Genomic DNA, 19,540 nt, shown 5'->3' with positions numbered 1-19,540 from the left:
AATCCGAACGAGCGATTGAAAAACCGCATGAATACGGGGTTTTTTGCAATTCGCTCAGCAGCTGGGCGCCCTGCCCGATTCTTACCCAAGCGTTACTCAAGCTATGCGCCGAGGGGTTAGCTGCATCGCAACATTCACGCTTCCGCATCGCAACATTCCCTTCTATGTTCATTTCAACGATGAAGTTCCAACGAAGAACTGAATCGCGAACTAAAGGAGATTTCTCATGTTGCTCTCGCTCATCCGCATGGTTCAGGCGTTCCGTGAGTATCAGCGCAACGTTGCCGAGCTGTCGCAGCTCAGCGATCGCGAACTCGCCGACATCGGTCTCGATCGCTCGGACATCCCGCGCGTTGCTGCCGGTCACTACAACGGCTGATCAGCCCTCTTCCGATCTCTACCGGACATCGCCCGCCTCGCTGCGGGCGTTGCCGTTTTCGGGCGGTTCGCACACGGCGACACACGCGCCCGCTTTCTCGCGCCGAGCCTCACTGGCGCATTTGCAGCGCTCGGGAAAAGCGCTACCTGTCCCGCGCATGACAGGCTCCAAATCACCTTCGAAGACCGTCCACATTGTCGGTGCCGGCCTCGCCGGCTCGGAAGCCGCCTGGCAGCTCGCCGAGGCTGGAGTCGACGTCGTGCTGCACGAGATGCGGCCGGACCGCATGACCGAGGCGCACCGGACCGCGACGCCGGCCGAGCTCGTGTGCTCCAACTCGTTCCGCTCCGACGACGCGGCCAATAACGCGGTCGGCCTCCTGCATGCCGAGATGCGTCGGCTCGGCTCGCTGATCATGCGGGCCGCCGACGCCAACCAGGTCCCGGCCGGCGGTGCCTTGGCCGTCGACCGTGACGGCTTCTCGGCCGCCGTCGCAAGCGCGCTGGAAGGCCATCCGCGCATCGAGCTGCGCCGCGGCGAGATCACCGGCCTGCCGCCGGCGGACTGGGAGAACGTGATCATCGCCACCGGTCCGCTCACCTCGCAGCCGCTGGCCGAGGCCGTCCGTGACCTGACCGACGAGACGGCGCTCGCCTTCTTCGACGCCATCGCGCCGATCGTGCACAAGGACACGATCGACATGTCCAAGGCCTGGTTCCAGTCGCGCTACGACAAGGTCGGTCCGGGCGGCACTGGCGCCGACTACATCAACTGTCCGATGACGAAGGAGCAGTACGACGCCTTCGTCGCGGCGCTGCTCGCCGGCGAGAAGACCGACTTCAAGGAGTGGGAGACCAACACGCCCTATTTCGACGGCTGCCTGCCGGTCGAAGTGATGGCCGAGCGCGGTCACGAGACGTTGCGCCATGGTCCGATGAAGCCGGTCGGCCTGACCAATCCGCACAATCCGACCGTCAAACCCTACGCGATCGTGCAACTGCGCCAGGACAACAAGCTCGGCACGCTCTACAACATGGTCGGGTTCCAGACGAAACTGAAATACGGCCCGCAGCAGCAGATCTTCCGCACGATCCCCGGTCTCGAGAACGCCGAATTCGCGCGGCTCGGCGGGCTGCATCGCAACACCTTCCTCAACTCGCCGAAGCTGCTCGATGCGCAGCTCCGTCTGCGCGCGCAACCTCGGCTTCGCTTTGCCGGCCAGATGACGGGATGCGAGGGCTATGTGGAGTCGGCGAGCATCGGCCTGATCGCAGGCCTCTACGCCGCCGCCGAGGTGCGCGGCGCCGATCTGCTGCCGCCACCGCCAACCACCGCGCTCGGCGCCCTGCTCGGCCATATCACCGGCGGCCACATCGAGACGATCGACGGCGCGACGCGCTCGTTCCAGCCCATGAACATCAATTTCGGCCTGTTCCCGCCGCTGGCGGCGGCCCCCACCCGCAAGCCGGACGGCACGCGGCTGAAGGGCAACGAGAAGACGGTGGCGAAGAAGCAGGCGATGAGCGCCCGCGCGCTGGCTGATCTCGACCGCTGGATCGCCGAGCACCTGCGCGTCGCGGCCGCTGCGTGAGAGCCCCATGAGTTTGCCGAAGACTGATTCCGCCGTGCTGGCGGCACGTTGGAGCGAAGGCGTGCTGCTCAAGCGCGACGTGTTCTCGACCGTCGAGCGCGGCCGCTTCAAGAGCGAGGCCGGCGAAGTCGATGCGGTGCTGCGCCGGCTCGACGAGGTGCCGTGGTGGTCGTTCGTGCTGGCGCGGCATTTGTTCGCGCGCGAGCGCAAGGCGCTGACGCGCGCCAGGGGGCTCAACGCCGGCCCCGATCTGCTGTGGGCGGGCGATCGCGCGCTGGTCCGCGGCTTCATCAATGGCGTGGCGCTGCATCTGGCCAAGCCGCACGGCAACGTCGCCTATTTCCGCTCGGCCAAGCGGATGATGCGCCGGCTGCATCGCGCCGGAATCACGCACAACGATCTCGCCAAGGAGCAGAACTGGCTGGTCGGTCACGACGGCCATAGCTACGTGACGGACTTTCAGCTGGCCGCCTGCTTCGACAGCCGCAGCCGCCTGTTCCGGATCGCGGCCTATGAGGATTTGCGTCACCTGCTCAAGCACAAGCGGAGTTACGCGCCCGAGGCGCTGACGCCGAAGGAGCGCAAGATCCTGGCACGCAAATCGCTGTTCGCGCGCATCTGGCTGATGACCGGCAAGAAGGTGTATCGCGCGATCACGCGCGGCATCTTCAATTTCACCGACCGCGAGGGGGGTGGACGGCGCCTCGTCAACGATGCGCCGGTGCTGATGGATATGATCCGGAAGAACCCGGCCGTGCGCGATGCCGCGATCGTCGCCTTCGCCGACCGCCGAACCGGCGTCGGGCTGTATGCGTTCGTCGAGGGGGAGCAGCCTACGCTTGAAACCCAGTTGCAGAACGAGCTTGCTTCAGCCAAGGGCCCGAAGCCGCCGGAGCACATCCAGGTCGTGCATGCCCTGCCGCGCGACGCCAGCGGCAGGCCACGCACCGAGCTGTTGCAGCTGGTCGCGATGAACCAGATCGACCTGATCGAGCCGATGCTCACGAGCGACAGTGATCGCGCCTTCCTCAAGGACATCCTGGACTCGCGCAAGAACCTGCGCGACCGGTTCAATTTCGAGGCCGACCTGAAGCTGCCTTCGGCCTGAGCGGACGAGACTTCGCGGCCCGGCCATTGTATCCTGTGGTTGCAATGTCGTTTGGGAGGATTTGGCAATGAACGTCGAGACCCGCGCGGCGACAATCTCTCGGTCGTCGAGCATCGAGATCATCCCGACTGGCCGGCAACTCGGGGCGGAGATTCGACATGTCGATCTCAGGCATCTCGACGATGCGGCCTTCGGCGCCCTGCTCCGCGCCTTTCACACGCACTCCGTTTTGCTGGTGCGCGGCCAGGGTCTGACGGACCAGGACCTGATCGCCTTCAGCCGCCGCTTCGGTGATCTCGACTGGGCGCCGGTGCAGGAGAACGGGCGCCGCTTCGTCGACGGTCTGCCCGAAATCTATATCGTCTCGAACGTGAAGGTGAATGGCGAGGCGATCGGCAGTCTCGGCGCGGGAGAAGCGGTGTGGCATACGGACATGTCGTATCTCGACACGCCGCCGATCGCGAGCGCGCTCTACGCGCTGGAAATTCCGCCCGCCGGCGGCAACACCTCGTTCTGCAGCATGTATGCCGTGTACGACGCGCTTCCGCTCGAACTGAAGCGCCGTGTCGCGGATCTGAAGATCAAGCACGACGGCACCTACAACAGCGGCGGCTTCGTACGTCAGGGCGTGACGCCGACCGATGATCCGCGCACCTCGCCGGGCGCGATCCATCCGCTGGTCTGCACGCATCCCGATTCCGGTCGGCAGATGCTTTATCTCGGCCGCCGGCGCAACGCCTATCTGGTCGGGCTCGAACTGGCGGAATCGGAGGCACTGCTCGACGAATTGTGGGCGTATGTAGCCCGTCCGGAATTCGCCTGGGAGCATGTCTGGAAGGTCGGCGATCTCGTCATCTGGGACAATCGCTGCACCATGCATCGGCGCGATCCGTTCGATGATCATGCGCGGCGAATCATGCATCGGACCCAGATCAAGGGAACGAATCGCCCGCACTGATTCGCTTGCGCGCGACATCCGCACGATCAAGCGCCAGATTGCCTGCGAATGAGTTGCAGGTTGCTGGATATTTCCTCGTGCGTCGCCTTGAAGCGTCCAATTTCCGACTCAGAGCGGCAGAGTGTGCCGACAATCGGCAGATCGTGCCGCGATCCTTCCGCGAATTGCCTCCGAGCCGAAACACCCGCGACAAATTACGATGGTTGATTTGCAGGCGCTGGTGAAACTTGGGAGATGACGCAAGTGAGTCTCAGAAGCAACGTTGCTCGAAGCGCCGAAAGCAGCCTCATCCAGGTCATCCCGACGGGAAAGACGCTCGGTGCCGAGGTCTGCAATGTCGATCTCGGATCCTTCGATGATTGGGCGTTCGCCTCGTTCATGCGCGCGCTGCTCAAGCACCAGGTCCTGCTCGTGCGCGGCCAGCGTCTTGGTGAACGTGACATCGCGGCTTTCAGCCGCCGCTTCGGTCACGCGGATCTATTTTACACCTCTCCCGGCGGCTTGCTGGGCGACAGACTGTCATTCTGCAGCCTCTACGCCGCTTATGACGCGCTCTCGCCGGCGCTGCGCAGCCGCGTCGCTCATCTGAAGGTTCGTCATCTCTCGACCGACACCGCCGATGACGGCCGTCGCACCGTCATCGCAGGCCCGGTGCACCCGCTGGTCGGCAATCATATCGATACCGGCCGCTCGATGCTCGCACTGGGGCAGCGCCGCCATTCCTACGTCGTCGGCCTCGAGCAGGACGAATCAGACGCGCTGCTCGACGATCTCTGGCAGCTTGCCGAACGGCCCGAGTTCAGTTGGACCCACACCTGCCGGCCCGGTGATCTCGTCGTCTGGGACACCCGCTGCACGATCCACCGGCACGAGCCGCCGGACATGCCGAGACTCCTGCACAGCCCGCCACTCTGGAACACGATGCCCTCGGCTTGAGCCCGCGACGGCGTCAGCGCGCGCGAAAACTCGCCGTCCCCGCGGCCCGCCACAGCGTCCACAGCGTCGCAAGGCGCGAGCGGGGGCGCGGTTGAAACGGATCGTCGCGGGGCCCGGCCCGCGCGAGGTCGCGCCGGACCAGCGCGAGCGGCAGCAGAACCGGCCGCACGGCCGGCGGCGCCTGACGCGCCAGTTCGAGGGTGTGATCGAGATGCTGCCGGGCCTGCCCGCGCAGGTCCATGATCACCTCCTGGATCGCCGGTGATGCCTTGCCGGAGAACATCTCCTCCTGGCCGACGGCATGCCGCGCGAGAAGATCGAGCGGAACGTAGAGCTGCCGGTGGGCGGCATCGCGCGGCAGCGACGCGATCACCTGGAGCAACCCTTGCGCGATGCCGGCATGGTGCGCGAGATGATCGGCGTCCGCAAACGGCGGCGCAATGATCTGCGCGGCCAGCGCGAACAGCGCGCCGCGCGTGTCGCCGAGATAGCCGTCCAGCGCCGCCATCGTCGGCATCGGATCGTTATAGAGATCGAACTGGTGCTCATCGACCAGGCGCGTCAGCCGCTCGACCGGAAGCGCGAAGCGCTGCACGGTGAGCAGCAATTCGGCCGCAACGGGATTTCCCTCCGCGCCGCCATGTTCGTGACCCGTCAGCGTGTCGTGCCACCACTGCAGCCGGACTTCGCCCGGCAGCGGCTGCGACACCAGATCTCGTATGCGGCTGACTTCGACGTTGAATGCGTACAGCGACAACAGCGCACGCCGGGGCTCGGGCGGCATGAACAGCGTCGAGGCGTAGCGGTCGAAATCGTGCTGGCGGACAAGGCCTGCACAGAACGCGGCGTCGCTGTTGGCGCTCGTCTCGCTCATGGGACGGCGATGAGCGCTGCCGCAACCCGGCGCCGCTCGCCGATCATGACGTTGTAGGTGCGAATCGCGGGGCCGGTCTGCATCGCATCGAGAACGACGTTCACGCCGCGCAGGGCCGCGCGCAGCGGTGCGGGCGGGATCCAGACTTCGTTTCCGGTGCCGATGATGAGCGTGTCGATTCTGTTCGCCGCGTCGAAAACGCGCTGCAGCGAATATCGGTCGATCTGGCCGGGCTGAGTGACATCCCAGGCCCAGATCGAGTCGGGCAGGCACAACAGCGAGCCGCGGTGCGACATGCCGGCAAAGGCAAAGCCGCCTTTGCCATAGCCGTCGATCGGCGCCGATCGCGGGAAGTGCGGAGTGTCGTTCGGAGTGGTCATGTCCGAGACCAGCTTGCTGCCTCCGGATCTGATCCGAAGGCAAGCTTCCTTCGAATCACGGCATCTTCTTCTTCGCCGCCGGCTTCTCCTCCTGCGCTTCGGCTCGGACCGAATGCACGCCGAGATAGATGAGGATCGGCGACGCGATGAAGATCGAGGTGTAGGTGCCGACCAGCACGACGCCGAACATCATCACCGCGGTGAAGCTGTGGATCGCCGGGCCGCCGAACAAGAGCAGCGCCAGCAGCGCCAGGGTCACCGTGACGTGCGTGATGATCGAGCGCGACAAGGTCGAGTTGATCGATTCGTTGAGCAGCTGCGGCATCGGCATCTTCTTGTAGCGCCGCAGCATCTCGCGGATACGGTCGTAGATGACGACGGTGTCGTTCAGCGAGTAGCCGAGAATGGTCAGCAGCGCCGCGATGCTGGTGAGGTCGAAGTCGACCTGGCTGATCGACATGAAGCCGATAGTCAGCACGATGTCGTGGACGTTGGCGATCATGGCGCCGAGCGCGAACTGCCACTCGAACCTGAACCAGAGATAGATCAGGATCGAGACGATCGCGAGCATCAGGCCAAGCAAGCCGACGGCGAGGAACTCGCCCGAGACGCGCGGACCCACGACCTCGACGCGGCGATATTCGACGGAATCACCGATCGCCGCCTTCACCTTGTTGGCGGCCTCCTGCTGCGCGGCATCACCGCCAGGCTGCTCGGCGATACGGATCAGAACCGATGCATCGGTATCAGCACCGAACTGCTGCAGCTGCACTTCGCCGAGGCCGAGCGTCGACAGCTTCGCACGCATCCCGGCGATGTCGGCGGTGCCCGACTTGGCCCGCACCTCGAGCAAGGTGCCACCGCGGAAGTCGATGCCGAGGTTCAGGCCGTGGGTGAAGAACAGCACGATCGCCAGGATCGACAGTGCCGCCGAGATCGGGAAGCTGATGCGGCGGAACTGCGTGAAATCGAAATGCGTGTCGTCGGGCACGATGCGCAGCGACGGTAGCAGGCCGAGCGCGCTGACCACCGTCAGCACCACGATCAGGATGCCAAGCCCGATGAGAACCCAGTGTGTCACAGTAGCTCCTAGATTGGCACGCTTTGCGGCCGCTTCCACCGCACCCACCCCGCCACGATCAGGCGGGTGAGCGTGAAGGCGGTGAAGACCGTGGTGAGGATGCCGATGCCCAGCGTCACGGCGAAGCCGCGCACCGGGCCGGTGCCGATGTAGAACAGCACGGCGGCGGCGATGAAGGTGGTGATGTTGGAGTCGAGAATGGTCGCCAGCGCGCGCTTGAAGCCGGCGTCGATCGCCGAGATCGCGTTACGGCCGCCGCGCAGCTCCTCGCGGATGCGCTCATAGATCAGCACGTTGGAGTCCACGGCGATGCCGACCGTCAGCACGATGCCGGCGATGCCCGGCAAGGTCAGCGTGGCATTGAGCAGCGACAGCACGCCGAAGATCATCGCGACGTTGACCATCACGGCGATGTTGGCGAACACGCCGAACAGCCGATAGGTCACCAGCATGAACACGATGACGAGGATCGAGCCGACATAGGAGGCGAGCTCGCCCTTGGCGATCGAATCGGCACCGAGGCCCGGACCGACGGTGCGCTCCTCGATGACCGTGAGCGGCGCCGGCAGCGCGCCGGCGCGCAGCAGGATCGCGAGCTCGTTGGCAGACTGCACGGTGAAATTGCCGGAGATCTGGCCCGAGCCGCCGGTGATCGGCTCGCGGATGACCGGCGCCGAGATCACCTTGTTGTCGAGGACGATGGCGAACGGCTGCCCGACATTCTCGGTCGTGGCCTGCGCGAACTTGCGCGAGCCGGCCGAGTTGAAGCGGAAGGTGACGATCGGCTCGTTGGTGCGCTGGTCGAAGCCGGTCTGCGCGTCGGAGAGATCTCCGCCGGAGACCAGCACCTGCTTCTTGACGACATAGGGCTGGTTGGGCGGCGACGCGCTCTGCAGCACCTCGGAATCCGGCGGCACCCGCCCCTGCATCGCCTGATCCGCCGGCACCGAGGTGTCGACCATGCGGAATTCCATCTTGGCCGTGCGCCCGAGCAGGTTCTTGAGCTGCGTCGGATCCTGCAAGCCCGGCACCTGCACCAGGATGCGGTCGTTGCCCTGGCGCTGGATCACCGGCTCGACGGTGCCGAGCTCGTTGACGCGGCGCTCGACGATCTGCATCGACTGCTCGATGGTCTGGCGGATGCGTTCCGTGATGGCCGCCGGCGGGATCGTCAGCCGGACCAGTCCGCCGCCGGCATCGCTGACCTCGAGGCTGCGCTGGCCGCTGGAACCGAGCAGCCCACCGAGCGGCTGCGAGAGATCACGCAGCTTGGAGATCGCAGTTCCCGTGTCGCTTTCCTTGGTGATCCGGACCTCGACCCCATCACCCCGGCTCACCAATCCGGTGTAGCCGATCTTGGCATCGCGCAGCGTGCGGCGAACGTCGTCGCGCACGGCATCGAGCCGCTCCTTCTTGATGTAGTTGGAGTCGACCTCGAGCAGCAGATAGGAGCCACCCTGCAGGTCGAGGCCGAGCACCAGCCGGCGCTGCGCCCAGGCCGGCCAGGTCTTGACCGTCGCCTCGGAGAAGAAGTTGGGCACCGCGCACAGGCACACGACGAGCGCCGTGAGAATGATGCCCAGCGCCTTCCACCGCGTGAAATACAACATGGAGCTTGTCCGTAAGGGCCGTAGCCGGCCCGAAAAATCAGAACATCACTAGAGAGCGAAGGCCGGAGTTCATCTGGCCGGGCCGCAATCAGCTCGCGGCCTTCTCGTCCTTCTTGTCGTCCTTTGCGTCTGCCTTCGCGGGCTCGCCCTTGGTGCGGACGCCGGTGATCATCTGGCGCATCTGGCGCACGCGGATGCCGTCGGCGATCTCGAACTCGACCTGGTCGTCGTCGACGACCTTGGTCACCTTGCCGACCAGGCCGCCCTGGGTCACGATGGTGTCGCCGCGGCGGACGTTCTTGACCAGGTCGGCATGCTCTTTGACCTTCTTCTGCTGCGGCCGAAGGATCAGGAAATACATGATCACGAAGATCAGCGCGAACGGCAGCAGCGACATCAGCATGCTGTTGGTGTCGCCAGCGCCGGCGGCCTGGGCATAGGCAGGGGTGATCAGCATGTGGTCGATCCTCGTGGGCAGCGCCCGGTGAGACGGGAATAGCCGGCGAACCACGCATGTCTCGGCGCGGGCCGGCCTCTTGCGAATTTCGCGCGGAATATAGCGGCAGCAGTCCCAATAGCAAGGCGCCCCGCCCCTTCATTTCGCCCCGCTTGCGGCAGCCGGCGAGGCCCGATATGGCTGCCCCATCAGGAACTTGCAGCATGTCGAAAAAACCAGCCAAAGCCCCGTCCCGTAGCCCCGCCAAAAACGCCCTCGGACCGCTCGCCAAAGGCACCCGGCCTGCAGCGCAAAAGCCACCAGAGATCGCGGCAAAACGTCCTGCCCGCCCCGCCTCCGACGATACGGCTGACCGGATTGCCCGTGCGCTGGAAGCGATTGCCGCGCATCTGGCAGCAACCCATGCGGGTGCCACGCCCGCGCTGGACCTCAACGCGGCCGACGCCTTCGTCTGGCATCCGAACGGCCGGCTCTCGACGGTGCCGCGCGTCAGCCGTGTCGAGATCGACCTGCTCAAGGGCATCGACCGGATGCGCGACATCCTGATCGAGAACACCGAGCGCTTCGCCAACGGCCTGCCGGCCAACAACGCCTTGTTGTGGGGCGCGCGCGGCATGGGCAAATCATCGTTGGTGAAGGCCGCTCACGCCAGCATCAACGTCACGCGCAAGCCGGCCGACCGGCTGAAGCTGATCGAGATCCACCGCGAGGACATCGAGAGCCTGCCGGCGCTGATGGACATCCTGCGTGCCGCACCGTTCCACTTCATCGTGTTCTGCGACGACCTGTCGTTCGACGGCAATGATGCATCCTACAAATCGCTGAAAGCCGTGCTCGAAGGCGGCATCGAGGGACGCCCGGAGAACGTCATTCTCTACGCCACGTCGAACCGGCGCCATCTGTTGGCTCGCGAGATGATCGAGAACGAGCGCTCCACCGCGATCAATCCGGGCGAAGCGGTCGAGGAGAAGGTCTCGCTCTCCGACCGTTTCGGCCTGTGGCTCGGCTTCCACCGCTGCAGCCAGGACGAATATCTCGCGATGGTCAAAGGCTATTGCAGCCATTTCGACATCGCAGTGGCCGAGGATCAGTTGGAGCGCGAGGCGCTGGAATGGGCCACGACGCGCGGCTCGCGCTCGGGCCGCGTCGCCTGGCAGTTCACGCAGGATCTGGCGGGCCGCCTCGGCGTGCGGCTGAGCGCGAAGTAATCCGACCTTCCGCGCCCCATCGCAGGCGATGACAGTCGCCTGCGTGGCACGCAACCAGTCTCAGCCTCCGTCATTGCGAGCGCAGCGAAGCAATCCAGAGTCCCGCACACCACCCTGGATTGCTTCGCTGCGCTCGCAATGACGCCTTTGGCTGATATCCCGCCTCAAACGACAAGGGCTCGCCCAGAGGCGAGCCCTTGCATGTGAGGACGGCAGGCGTCGCGGCTCACGCCCCGTTGAGGAATTGCAGCGGGTCAACCGGAGACGATCCCTTGCGGATCTCGAAGTGGAGCTGCGGCGATCCGACTTCTCCCGATTGACCCGACTTGGCAATGACCTGGCCGCGCTTGATCGGATCACCGCGCTTCACCATCAGCTCACTCGCATGGGCATATGCGGTGACATAGCCGTTGGAATGCCGCACCAGGACCAGGTTGCCATAGCCCTTCAATTCATTGCCGGCGTAAGCGACGACGCCATCTTCGGCTGCCTTCACCGGGGTGCCCTCGGGGACGGCGATGTTGATGCCGTCGTTGGACTTGCCGTTGGTCTTGGCGCCGTAGCTCGTGATCACCTTGCCGCGAGCCGGCCAGCGGAAGGTCGGCAGCGAGCTGGTGGTTTCGGCCGGCCGCGCCGGCTCCTCCTCCTTCTCGGGCGCCGGATTGGCCTGGGCCAGGCGGGCGCTCTGGACCGGACCTGCCGCCGCAACCCGCGTCGTCGGCGCTGGCGCCGGCACGGTCGCAACCGCCTGGGGAACGGTTGCGACCGGGGCCACCGGCGCGGCTGCCGCTACGGCCCTGCCAGGGACGGTCAGCCTGGTCCCGAGCTTCAGCGGCGATGCCTGATCGATGTTGTTGGCGCGGGCGAGCTCAGCCGCCGTCAGATGATTCTGGCGGGCGATGCTGGCGAGTGTCTCGCCGCGGTTGACGAAGTGGACGGTGGACGGTGCTGCGGCCGCCACCGGCTTCGGCGCGATCATTGGCGCCGCAGCAACGGGCTGGGCCGCGGGCGCAGCCGCCACCGCGCCAGGATGCGGAATGATCAGCTGCTGGCCCGGCGACAACGCGCGCGGCCCCTTGTAGCCGTTGGCAGCCAGGATCTCAGCCGGCGTCACGCGGTAGCGCTTGGCGAGGATGTCGAGCGTATCGCTGGTGCCGACGATGATCTTGGTGCCACTGGCAGGACGCGCGGCCGCGACCGAACGCGGCGGCACGGTGCCGGTGGTCTCGAGCCGCGGCTGGGCCGGCGGAGCATAGGAATGCGCCGGCTGTGCATAGGCCTGGGGTGCGGCGACGGCGGGCGCTGCGACGGGGACCGCAGCGGGTGGCGCATAGGATGCGACGCCGCGCCCGCCCGACGACATGCCTCCGGCACCGCCGCCCGTCGGATAGGATTGCGGAGCCCCAACCGCCGGGGGCGGCAGCGCCGAGGACGAATAGGCTGGCGCCGGCGCGGGAGCCGGCGTGTAGGACTGGCTGTATTGCTGGTGCTGCCGGGGCGGCTGCGCCTGCACCGACCCGGTGGAATCGGATGCAAACGGGTTTGAAAACGGATTTTGCGTCTGCGACAGCCGCGTCGACATGTCGGCGCTGCAGCCGGCGACGCCGAATGACATCAGCGCCAACGCCGCAACCTGCGGCAGGCGGCGCGAGCGAAGCAACTCGACAGTGGCGGGCATGGTTACTCACTCGTACGCAACAAACAACGAATTCGAGTAAACACAGCCGCGGTAAATAAGCGCTTAAGCCGCGAATAAAGCGTTGTGCGGCCTGCTGATCCGTCTCTTTAGAGTTCGCGCGCAATTCCCGGAATTGCCGGCACAAATCGCACGTCGACGAGCTCTTTTCGGTCGAAACGATCACCCGTCCGCGTGATCCTGACGAGCGTCTGCACCCCGTGTTGCGGCCCGACCGGCGCGATCAGGATACCGTCCGGCTCCAGCCGGTCGAGCAGGCTCTGGGGAATCTCATCCATCGCCGCCGTTACGATGATGCGGTCGAACTGGCCGCCCCCCGGCGGCAGCGCGTAGCCATCGCCGAGCATGACCTCGACATTGAAGCAGCCGAGCTTCTCCAACCGCTCCCTGGCCTTGTCGGCCAATGTCCGGAAGCGCTCCACCGTCAGGACGTTGGTAACCAGCCTGGACAGAATCGCGGCCTGGTACCCCGACCCCGTCCCGATTTCGAGGACACGATGGGACTTCTGCAGCTTGAGCTGCTCGGTCATGTAGGCGACGACGAAGGGCTGGCTGATGGTCTGTCCACAAGCGATCGCCATCGCGCTGTCGCGATAGGCGTCCGGGCGGTCGGCCGGCAGAACGAACTCCTCCCGCGGCACCTCTTCCATCGCACGCAACACCGCCTGATCGCTGATCCCGCGCCGACGCAGGGTCAGCTGAAACATCATTTTCTCGGGAGGAGCAGCTGGGGGCATCGGGATGTCGGTTGGTGGGCTCCTGCGCAATTTACCTGCCGGGCGAGGGTTGCGCACCGATTTTCCGCGCGCCCGTCGCAACCAGGATGCACCGTCATGGTCCCGACGACGACCGCGTTCCGCACGAGGAACCAAGTCGGGTCCGGTTCGTTCACCTTATGGGCGATCGTGCCCACGCCGCACGGCCATGAAAGACGACATTGTTGACGTTGCGCCATAAGCCGTTATTTGCGAGCGTCAAATCGGATATGGGCAAGGACTGACATCATGACTGCACCGCGGCCGCCGCGCGGCTCTGTGTTTTTGGTTGAAGACGAAGTCATGATCCGAATGATGGTGGCCGACATGCTGGAAGAGCTCGGCTACACCGTCGCGGCCGAGGCCGGCGAAATCGGCGAAGCGATGCGGCTGGCCGAGAGCACCTATTTCGACGTTGCCATTCTCGACGTCAACGTCAACGGCAAGGTCATCTCGCCGGTGGCCGATCTCATCAAGGCGCGCAACCGGCCCTTCATCTTCGCAACCGGCTACGGCTCGTCGGGGTTGCCGGAAGAATATCGCGACCGGCCGGCCCTGCAGAAGCCGTTCCAGCTCGAGACGCTCGGAAAGGCGATCGATCATGCCCTGCGTGGCGCTGAGCCGCAGGGGTAGAAGGCGCTTCAGCCGAGAATGTCGCTGAGCTTGCCGGAGAACGCCTCGTCCGTGCGATCCAGGCGAAGCGGAGTCACTGACACGTAGTGCGCCGCGAGAGCTGCGAGGTCCGTCCCCTCGTCGGGCAAATCGAGCGAAGCTGCCCGGTCGAAGCCGATCCAGAAATAGGGGTTGCCGCGGCCGTCGCGCCGCTCATCGACCTTCAAGAAGCCGAGATTGCGCTTGCCCTGGCGGGTGACCACGACGCCCCTGACCTCTTCCGGTGCACAGGCGGGGAAGTTGACGTTGATCACTGTATTCCTCGGCACGCCGGCTTCGAGCACCTTGCGCACGATCTGCGGGCCGAATTTGAGCGCGGTGTCCCAGGACGGCTTGTCGCGAGTGGCGATGCTGAATTCCTGCGACAGGGCGAACGACGGCAAGCCGAGAATGGTGCCTTCGAGCGCGCCGGCGATGGTGCCCGAATAGACCACGTCCTCGGCAACGTTGCGGCCCTTGTTGACGCCGGACAGCACCACGTCGGGCAGCTTCGCCCCCAGGATATGCCGGGCCCCCATGATGACGCAGTCGGTCGGCGTGCCGCGCACCGCGAAATGCCGCGGGCCGACCTCGCGCAGCCGCAACGGATCATTGAGCGAAAGCGAATGCGACACGCCGCTCTGGTCCAGCTCGGGCGCCACGATCCAGACGTCGTCGGACAGGGCGCGTGCGATCTCCTCGATCACCTTGAGACCCGGCGCATGGATCCCGTCGTCATTGGTGCAGAGAATCCGCATGGCCAACCTTCCGTCTCTTCGAAAGCATCGTTCGGGGGTGTCTTATCTGCTGTGCCGCAGCGAGGCAAACCCGAGCGCTCGCCGGCATCACCCGGTCAATGCCGGATCCGCCACTGCGGCAGGAACCTGGCGAGCTGCCCTCGTATGCCCAGCCTCAACGGTAGGCTGGACGTGCCGGATACGCCGGCTGCCTGCTGAGCAGGAGGCGCCGGCACTGCTGAAGGCTCGGTCGGCGGCACTGCTGCAAACCGGGCCCGCGCGACACTCAACGCCTTCTCGAAGTCGACCGGGTTGAACCAGGGCTGACCGCGCAGCGAGTCGTGCAGACCCTCGTCCCAGACCCTCGAGCAATCGACGTCGAACGCTCCCTTCAGGCGCTGATCGACCGCCTGGATGCCGGAGCCGGTGACGGCCCATTGCCGCCCGATCCAGAAAATATCCCGATGCAGGACCATGTTGCCGGTTTCTGAAAAGCAATTGCTGAACAGAACCGGAGGATACGACCCGCCGGCCGCCACGCAATGGCGGCGACCGGGGCGGATGCAATTTGCCGCGGCGCTATGGCTCGGCGGCCACCACCTTGAGGCCGCCCATATAGGGCTGCAGCACATCGGGGACCGCGATCGAGCCGTCGGCCTGCTGATAGGTCTCCATGACCGCGATCAGCGCACGGCCGACAGCCGTGCCCGAGCCGTTCAATGTGTGCACGAAGCGCGGCTTGCCGTCACTTCCGCGATAGCGTGCATCCATGCGGCGCGCCTGGAAGTCGCCGCACACCGAACAGCTGGAGATCTCGCGGAAGGCGCCGCCATCGCCTTGCCCCGGCATCCAGACCTCGATGTCGTAGGTCTTCTGCGAGGAGAAGCCCATGTCGCCGGTGCACAGCGTGATGACGCGATAGTGCAGATCGAGCCGGCGCAGCACCTCCTCGGCGCAGGCCAGCATGCGCTCATGCTCGTCCTTGCTGGCTTCCGGCGTCGTGATCGAGACCAGCTCGACCTTGGTGAACTGATGCTGACGGATCATGCCGCGGGTGTCGCGGCCGGCCGCGCCTGCCTCGGCGCGGAAGCACGGCGTCAGCGCCGTGAGCCGCATCGGCAGCTCCTTCTCGTCGACGATGGACTCGCGCACGAGGTTGGTCAGGGCAACCTCAGCAGTTGGAATGAGTCCGAGCCGCTCGGTCTTGAGGCGATCATCCGGCTCCGCAATCAGCTCGCCCTTCACGGCCCAGAACTGGTCGTCCTCGAACTTCGGCAATTGTCCCGTGCCGAACATGACGTCGTTACGCACCAGCAGCGGCGGGTTGATCTCGGTGTAGCCGTGCTCGGTCGTGTGCAGGTCGAGCATGAATTGCCCGAGCGCGCGCTCCAGCCGCGCCAGTCCCTTCTTCAGGACGACGAACCGCGCGCCCGACAGTTTTGCGGCGGCCTCGAAGTCCATGCCGAGCGGTGAGCCAATGTCGTCATGCGGCTTAGGCGCGAACGCGTAGTTGCGCCTGGCACCGAACACATGGCGCTCGACATTGTCGTGCTCGTCCTTGCCGTCGGGCACCTCGTCGAGCGGCAGATTCGGAATCGCTGACAGCTCGCGCGCCAGCTCCTCGTCGGCCTGCTTCGCTGCGGCCTCGAGCTCCGGCATCGTGGTCTTGAGCCTCGCGACCTCCTCCATCAACGCGCTCGCACGCGCCTCGTCCTTGGCCTTCTTGGCCTCGCCGATTTCCTTGGAAGCGGCGTTGCGCCGGGCCTGCGCCTGCTCGGACGCCAGGATCGCCGCGCGACGCCGCTCGTCGATGGCAAGCAGTTGCGACGACTGGGGCGACAGACCCCGGCGCGTCAGCGCCGCATCGAAACCTTGCGGATTGTCGCGGATCGATCTGATGTCGTGCATGGTCGTTCGGTCCTGGGAACGATGGATGTCGGCGAGTCGCCGTGGATCACGGGCCGGCCTGCACTACCGCGAATGGCGGCGGATGGGAACAGGCAACGCCCGGGGATGGAGCCCGGGATTGCGGGCCTGCCCTATTCCGCTGGCGTGGTCGGCAAGTTGCCGGAGCCCGACGAAGTGCCCGCCTTGGCCGCGGCCGCCTGCTTCTCGACGATGCCGACCGCGATGATCGCGCCCTCGTACAGCGCGAGCAGCGGCAATGCCAGCGAGGCCTGGCTGAGCACGTCGGGCGGCGTCAGGACGGCCGCGATGATGAAGGCGATCACGATGAAATAGCGCCGCTTCTCCTTCAGCATCTGCGAGGTGACGATGCCGATCCTCCCAAGCAGGGTCAGGATGACCGGGAGCTGGAATGCGATGCCGAAGGCGAAGATCAGCGACATCATCAGCGACAGATATTCGCCGACCTTGGGCATCAGCGCGATTTGCGCCGTCTCGGGGCCGCCGAGCTGCTGCATGCCGAGTGAGAAGCGCACGATCATCGGCCACACCGCAAAATAGACCAGCATGGCGCCGAGCACGAAGAAGACGGGGGTCGCTATCAGGTAAGGCAGGAAAGCATTGCGCTCGTGGCGGTAGAGGCCGGGCGCCACGAACTTGTAGATCTGCGTCGCAATGATCGGAAAGGAGATGAAGCCGGCGCCGAACATCGCCAGCTTGAGCTGCGTGATGAAATATTCGAGCAGCTGGGTGTAGATGAACTTGCTGTTCTCGGCACCTGCCACCCAGACGAACGGCAGCACCAGGATGTTGTAGATCTGCTTGGCGAAGAAGAAGCAGAAGATGAAGGCCACGCCGAAGCCGAGCAGCGCCTTGATCAGCCGCGACCGCAGCTCGATCAGGTGGTCCATCAACGGGGCCTTGCTGGCCTCGATATCTTCGACGGTCATGACGCTTTGGCGTCCTTCAGGCGTTCAGCTTCTGCTGACGCAGACATTTCGGGCTGCGGCTCGGGCTTGATTTCACGTACGATCGCCAGCGGCTCGCCCACCGGTTGATGAGCTTCAGCCTCCACGAAGGTCTCGGCCTGTGGCGGTTCGGGGGTCGTCGGGGTCATCAAAGGAGGCTCGGACGAAGCAGCGGCCGCGTCCGGTGCGGGCGCCGGCTCAGTAGGCTTGTCGATCCCCTCGATATCGAGAGCCTTGTCGACGTCGCGCTGCAACGAGGAGATCACGCCGGTCGGGGTGAAACCGCTGGCGGCCTCACGGACCTCGTCGAAACTCTTCTTGAGGTCGGCCATTTCCGCTTCGCGCATCGCCTCCTGGAACTGGCCCTGGAACTCCGAGGCCATCCGGCGCGCCTTGCCGATCCATTGCCCGACCATGCGCAGGACGCCCGGAAGCTCCTTGGGACCGATCGCGATCAACGCGACGACCCCAATGACGAGCAGCTCACTCCAGCCGATATCGAACATGAAACAATCCGCCTACGCGACGACGCCTCTGATCCCGCCTGCCCGGGCCTGCCTGAACAGGTCCCGGTGCCGTCCCTGCGGGGGCGCGCCGCCCGCGCCTTTCACGCGCAGATCAAACGGCTTTGCTGCCGACATCCGTGCGGGTGGCCGAAGGCGTGGCGCCATGATCGATCGACTTGACGGGCTCGGTCTTCTCCGGCGCCTTGTCGTCGTCCTGCATGCCCTTCTTGAACGCCTTGATGCCCTGCGCGACGTCGCCCATCAGATCGGAAATCTTGCCGCGCCCGAACAACAGCAGGACGACCGCGATCACGACGATCCAGTGCCAAATGCTAAGCGAACCCATCCTGCAACCCTCCAAACACCGGCGCAGCCTTCACCCGACTGCCCGTCGACGCTACCGCCGAAACCGCGTCATATCCATGGACTTGACCGCGACACTTCGCTTCTAGCATTCGATTGCGAAACAGCAACACGAACGCGGCCTAGCACCGGCCGAAAATAGCGCGCGGACAGCCCGATCTGGGCGGAAGGTAGGCGCCAACGCCTCCAAAAACAAGCACTTAAGGTCCGACAATTCGCGGCGGGACCTACGTAATAACGCGAGTGTTAACAGCTCCGACCACTAGTTTTGGTGCGGCGAGCCGTCCTCGTCGGTATCGCGATCGTGCTCGTCATCGGCGGCGTCGATCTCGTGGTCTGCCGCGTCGATCTCGGCCTCTGCTTCTGCCTCGTCCTCCACCTGAGACTGAGCCTCGGCAGAAGTTTCGACGAGCTCGGTCACGGCCTCGTCCTCCTGCTCGAGCTCGGTCTCCTCGACGGCGAAGTCCAGCTCCGTCGTGTCGGTTTCCGCATCGGTGCCGGGCAGTTCCAGATCGCCAACGGCGACCTGCGACGAGGCGTCGTCCTGAACCGCGGTCTCGGCGGTTCCCATCTCGCCCTCGGCAGCCTCGGCCGCCGCCGTCTCGGCTGCGACTGTTTCCATCTCCGCCGTTTCGGCCTCTGCCTCCTCAGCGTCGCCAGGTTCGGTCTCGACCGCCGGCGCAAGCGCCAGATCGAGATCGCCCGGATCCAGCGGCTCCTCGTCCTCCCGGAGCGTCGGATCGTCCGATGGCGTCGGGACGGTGAAGCCGGTCGGCAGGCGGGAATCCAGCAGGCCCGTGCCCTTCAGCTCTTCCAGGCCTGGCAGATCGCCCAGGGTCTCCAGGCTGAACTGGGCCAGGAACGCATCGGTGGTGCCGAAGGTCAGCGGACGGCCCGGGGTCTTGCGGCGCCCGCGCGGCTTGATCCAGCCGGTCTCCAGCAGAACGTCCAGCGTTCCCTTGGAGGTGACGACGCCGCGGATCTCTTCGATCTCGGCGCGCGTCACCGGTTGATGATAGGCGACAATGGCCAGCACCTCGATCGCCGCACGCGACAGCTTGCGCGTCTCGGTGCTCTCGCGCGTCATCAGCCAGGCGAGATCGCCGGCGGTGCGGAAGGTCCATTTGCTGGCGACGCGCACGAGATTGACGCCGCGATTGGCGTACTCCGCCTGCAGCTGCGCCAGTGCGGCCTTGATGTCGACACCTTCAGGCATACGCTTGGCGAGCGCGGCCTGCTCGAGCGGTTCGGCTGAGGCAAACAGGAGAGCCTCGAGGATGCGCAACTCTTCGGGGCGCGCCGCGGGCTCGATCGCGATCTCGTCGGGCTCTTCCATGCGCAGTTCCGCCAAGCTTGCCATGGCAGGGTCTCCTTGTT

Annotated in this window: 21 protein-coding genes; 7 read left to right on the top strand and 14 right to left on the bottom strand. The window is 65.4% G+C overall.

From position 1 onward, the window contains the following. Positions 1–226: 226 nt before the first annotated feature. From ACQR1D_RS16865 to ACQR1D_RS16845, 5 genes are all read left to right on the top strand, one after another. Entirely contained in the window at positions 227–379 is a 153-nt protein-coding gene (locus tag ACQR1D_RS16865) for a DUF1127 domain-containing protein (protein ID WP_006614327.1), read from the top strand. 157 nt (positions 380–536) lie between these two features. Continuing rightward, entirely contained in the window at positions 537–1,970 is a 1,434-nt protein-coding gene (gene trmFO, locus ACQR1D_RS16860) for a methylenetetrahydrofolate--tRNA-(uracil(54)-C(5))-methyltransferase (FADH(2)-oxidizing) TrmFO (RefSeq protein ID WP_316178576.1), read from the top strand. A 7-nt stretch (positions 1,971–1,977) separates the two neighbouring features. Next, positions 1,978–3,078 carry a serine/threonine protein kinase gene (locus ACQR1D_RS16855; protein WP_316178574.1) on the top strand — a complete coding sequence of 367 codons (1,101 nt, stop codon included), beginning with the start codon at positions 1,978–1,980 and terminating at the stop codon, positions 3,076–3,078. 67 nt (positions 3,079–3,145) lie between these two features. After that, positions 3,146–4,036 (top strand): TauD/TfdA dioxygenase family protein, encoded by an 891-nt coding sequence (locus tag ACQR1D_RS16850; RefSeq protein WP_316178573.1) that lies wholly within the window; start codon positions 3,146–3,148, stop codon positions 4,034–4,036. A gap of 243 nt (positions 4,037–4,279) precedes the next feature. After that, on the top strand, positions 4,280–4,972 hold the full coding sequence (locus tag ACQR1D_RS16845; RefSeq protein WP_316178571.1) for a TauD/TfdA dioxygenase family protein: 693 nt from the start codon (positions 4,280–4,282) through the stop codon (positions 4,970–4,972). Between the two features lie 13 nt (positions 4,973–4,985). Here ACQR1D_RS16845 and ACQR1D_RS16840 read toward each other — a convergent pair whose 3' ends face one another. From ACQR1D_RS16840 to yajC, 5 genes are all read right to left on the bottom strand, one after another. Beyond that, positions 4,986–5,846 carry a phytoene/squalene synthase family protein gene (locus tag ACQR1D_RS16840; RefSeq protein ID WP_434839847.1) on the bottom strand — a complete coding sequence of 287 codons (861 nt, stop codon included), beginning with the start codon at positions 5,844–5,846 and terminating at the stop codon, positions 4,986–4,988. Further along, on the bottom strand, positions 5,843–6,226 hold the full coding sequence (locus ACQR1D_RS16835; protein ID WP_315799829.1) for an Mth938-like domain-containing protein: 384 nt from the start codon (positions 6,224–6,226) through the stop codon (positions 5,843–5,845). Before ACQR1D_RS16835 ends, ACQR1D_RS16840 begins: the two co-directional genes overlap by 4 nt. A 55-nt stretch (positions 6,227–6,281) precedes the next feature. Continuing rightward, positions 6,282–7,307 carry a protein translocase subunit SecF gene (secF, locus tag ACQR1D_RS16830; RefSeq protein WP_315799828.1) on the bottom strand — a complete coding sequence of 342 codons (1,026 nt, stop codon included), beginning with the start codon at positions 7,305–7,307 and terminating at the stop codon, positions 6,282–6,284. A gap of 8 nt (positions 7,308–7,315) precedes the next feature. Next, positions 7,316–8,917 carry a protein translocase subunit SecD gene (gene secD, locus ACQR1D_RS16825; protein WP_434839846.1) on the bottom strand — a complete coding sequence of 534 codons (1,602 nt, stop codon included), beginning with the start codon at positions 8,915–8,917 and terminating at the stop codon, positions 7,316–7,318. A gap of 88 nt (positions 8,918–9,005) precedes the next feature. Beyond that, a complete protein-coding gene (gene yajC / locus ACQR1D_RS16820) occupies positions 9,006–9,374 on the bottom strand; it encodes a preprotein translocase subunit YajC (protein ID WP_172108587.1) in 369 nt (122 codons plus the stop codon). A 203-nt stretch (positions 9,375–9,577) separates the two neighbouring features. On the opposite strand from yajC, the gene ACQR1D_RS16815 reads away from it, so the two are divergent. After that, the gene (locus tag ACQR1D_RS16815; protein WP_434839845.1) at positions 9,578–10,582 is read left to right on the top strand and encodes a DUF815 domain-containing protein; all 1,005 of its coding nucleotides are present in this window, start codon (positions 9,578–9,580) and stop codon (positions 10,580–10,582) included. A 226-nt stretch (positions 10,583–10,808) separates the two neighbouring features. Here the strand turns inward: ACQR1D_RS16815 and ACQR1D_RS16810 are convergent, their stop codons facing one another. Both ACQR1D_RS16810 and ACQR1D_RS16805 read right to left on the bottom strand, forming a co-directional pair. Then, positions 10,809–12,260, bottom strand: coding sequence for a LysM peptidoglycan-binding domain-containing M23 family metallopeptidase (locus ACQR1D_RS16810; RefSeq protein WP_316218778.1), 1,452 nt, complete (start codon positions 12,258–12,260; stop codon positions 10,809–10,811). A 107-nt stretch (positions 12,261–12,367) separates the two neighbouring features. Continuing rightward, a complete protein-coding gene (locus ACQR1D_RS16805) occupies positions 12,368–13,015 on the bottom strand; it encodes a protein-L-isoaspartate(D-aspartate) O-methyltransferase (protein ID WP_315800417.1) in 648 nt (215 codons plus the stop codon). A gap of 267 nt (positions 13,016–13,282) precedes the next feature. Here ACQR1D_RS16805 and ACQR1D_RS16800 point away from each other — a divergent pair, with 267 nt between their 5' ends. Continuing rightward, entirely contained in the window at positions 13,283–13,666 is a 384-nt protein-coding gene (locus ACQR1D_RS16800) for a response regulator (protein ID WP_315799824.1), read from the top strand. An 8-nt stretch (positions 13,667–13,674) separates the two neighbouring features. Here the strand turns inward: ACQR1D_RS16800 and surE are convergent, their stop codons facing one another. The 7 genes from surE to scpB form a co-directional block, all read right to left on the bottom strand. Continuing rightward, positions 13,675–14,442: a 5'/3'-nucleotidase SurE gene (surE, locus tag ACQR1D_RS16795; protein WP_315799823.1), complete on the bottom strand. Its 768-nt coding sequence runs from the start codon at positions 14,440–14,442 to the stop codon at positions 13,675–13,677. A 95-nt stretch (positions 14,443–14,537) separates the two neighbouring features. Next, positions 14,538–14,897, bottom strand: coding sequence for a hypothetical protein (locus ACQR1D_RS16790; RefSeq protein WP_434839844.1), 360 nt, complete (start codon positions 14,895–14,897; stop codon positions 14,538–14,540). A 103-nt stretch (positions 14,898–15,000) separates the two neighbouring features. Further along, complete coding sequence (gene serS, locus ACQR1D_RS16785) at positions 15,001–16,329, bottom strand: serine--tRNA ligase (RefSeq protein ID WP_434839843.1); 1,329 nt, start codon at positions 16,327–16,329, stop codon at positions 15,001–15,003. Between the two features lie 131 nt (positions 16,330–16,460). Further along, positions 16,461–17,276, bottom strand: a complete 816-nt coding sequence (tatC, locus tag ACQR1D_RS16780; protein ID WP_434839842.1) for a twin-arginine translocase subunit TatC — start codon at positions 17,274–17,276, stop codon at positions 16,461–16,463. Continuing rightward, positions 17,273–17,800, bottom strand: coding sequence for a Sec-independent protein translocase protein TatB (tatB, locus tag ACQR1D_RS16775; protein ID WP_315799819.1), 528 nt, complete (start codon positions 17,798–17,800; stop codon positions 17,273–17,275). The genes tatC and tatB overlap by 4 nt, the downstream gene beginning before the upstream one ends. A gap of 112 nt (positions 17,801–17,912) precedes the next feature. After that, positions 17,913–18,146 carry a twin-arginine translocase TatA/TatE family subunit gene (locus ACQR1D_RS16770; RefSeq protein ID WP_006614346.1) on the bottom strand — a complete coding sequence of 78 codons (234 nt, stop codon included), beginning with the start codon at positions 18,144–18,146 and terminating at the stop codon, positions 17,913–17,915. A 279-nt stretch (positions 18,147–18,425) separates the two neighbouring features. Then, positions 18,426–19,523 carry an SMC-Scp complex subunit ScpB gene (gene scpB, locus ACQR1D_RS16765; protein WP_434839841.1) on the bottom strand — a complete coding sequence of 366 codons (1,098 nt, stop codon included), beginning with the start codon at positions 19,521–19,523 and terminating at the stop codon, positions 18,426–18,428. Between the last annotated feature and the right edge of the window lie 17 nt (positions 19,524–19,540).

It is taken from the genome of Bradyrhizobium sp. HKCCYLRH2047 (assembly GCF_051168175.1).
Classification (GTDB): domain Bacteria; phylum Pseudomonadota; class Alphaproteobacteria; order Rhizobiales; family Xanthobacteraceae; genus Bradyrhizobium.
This window is presented reverse-complemented; position numbering and strand designations above follow the sequence as displayed.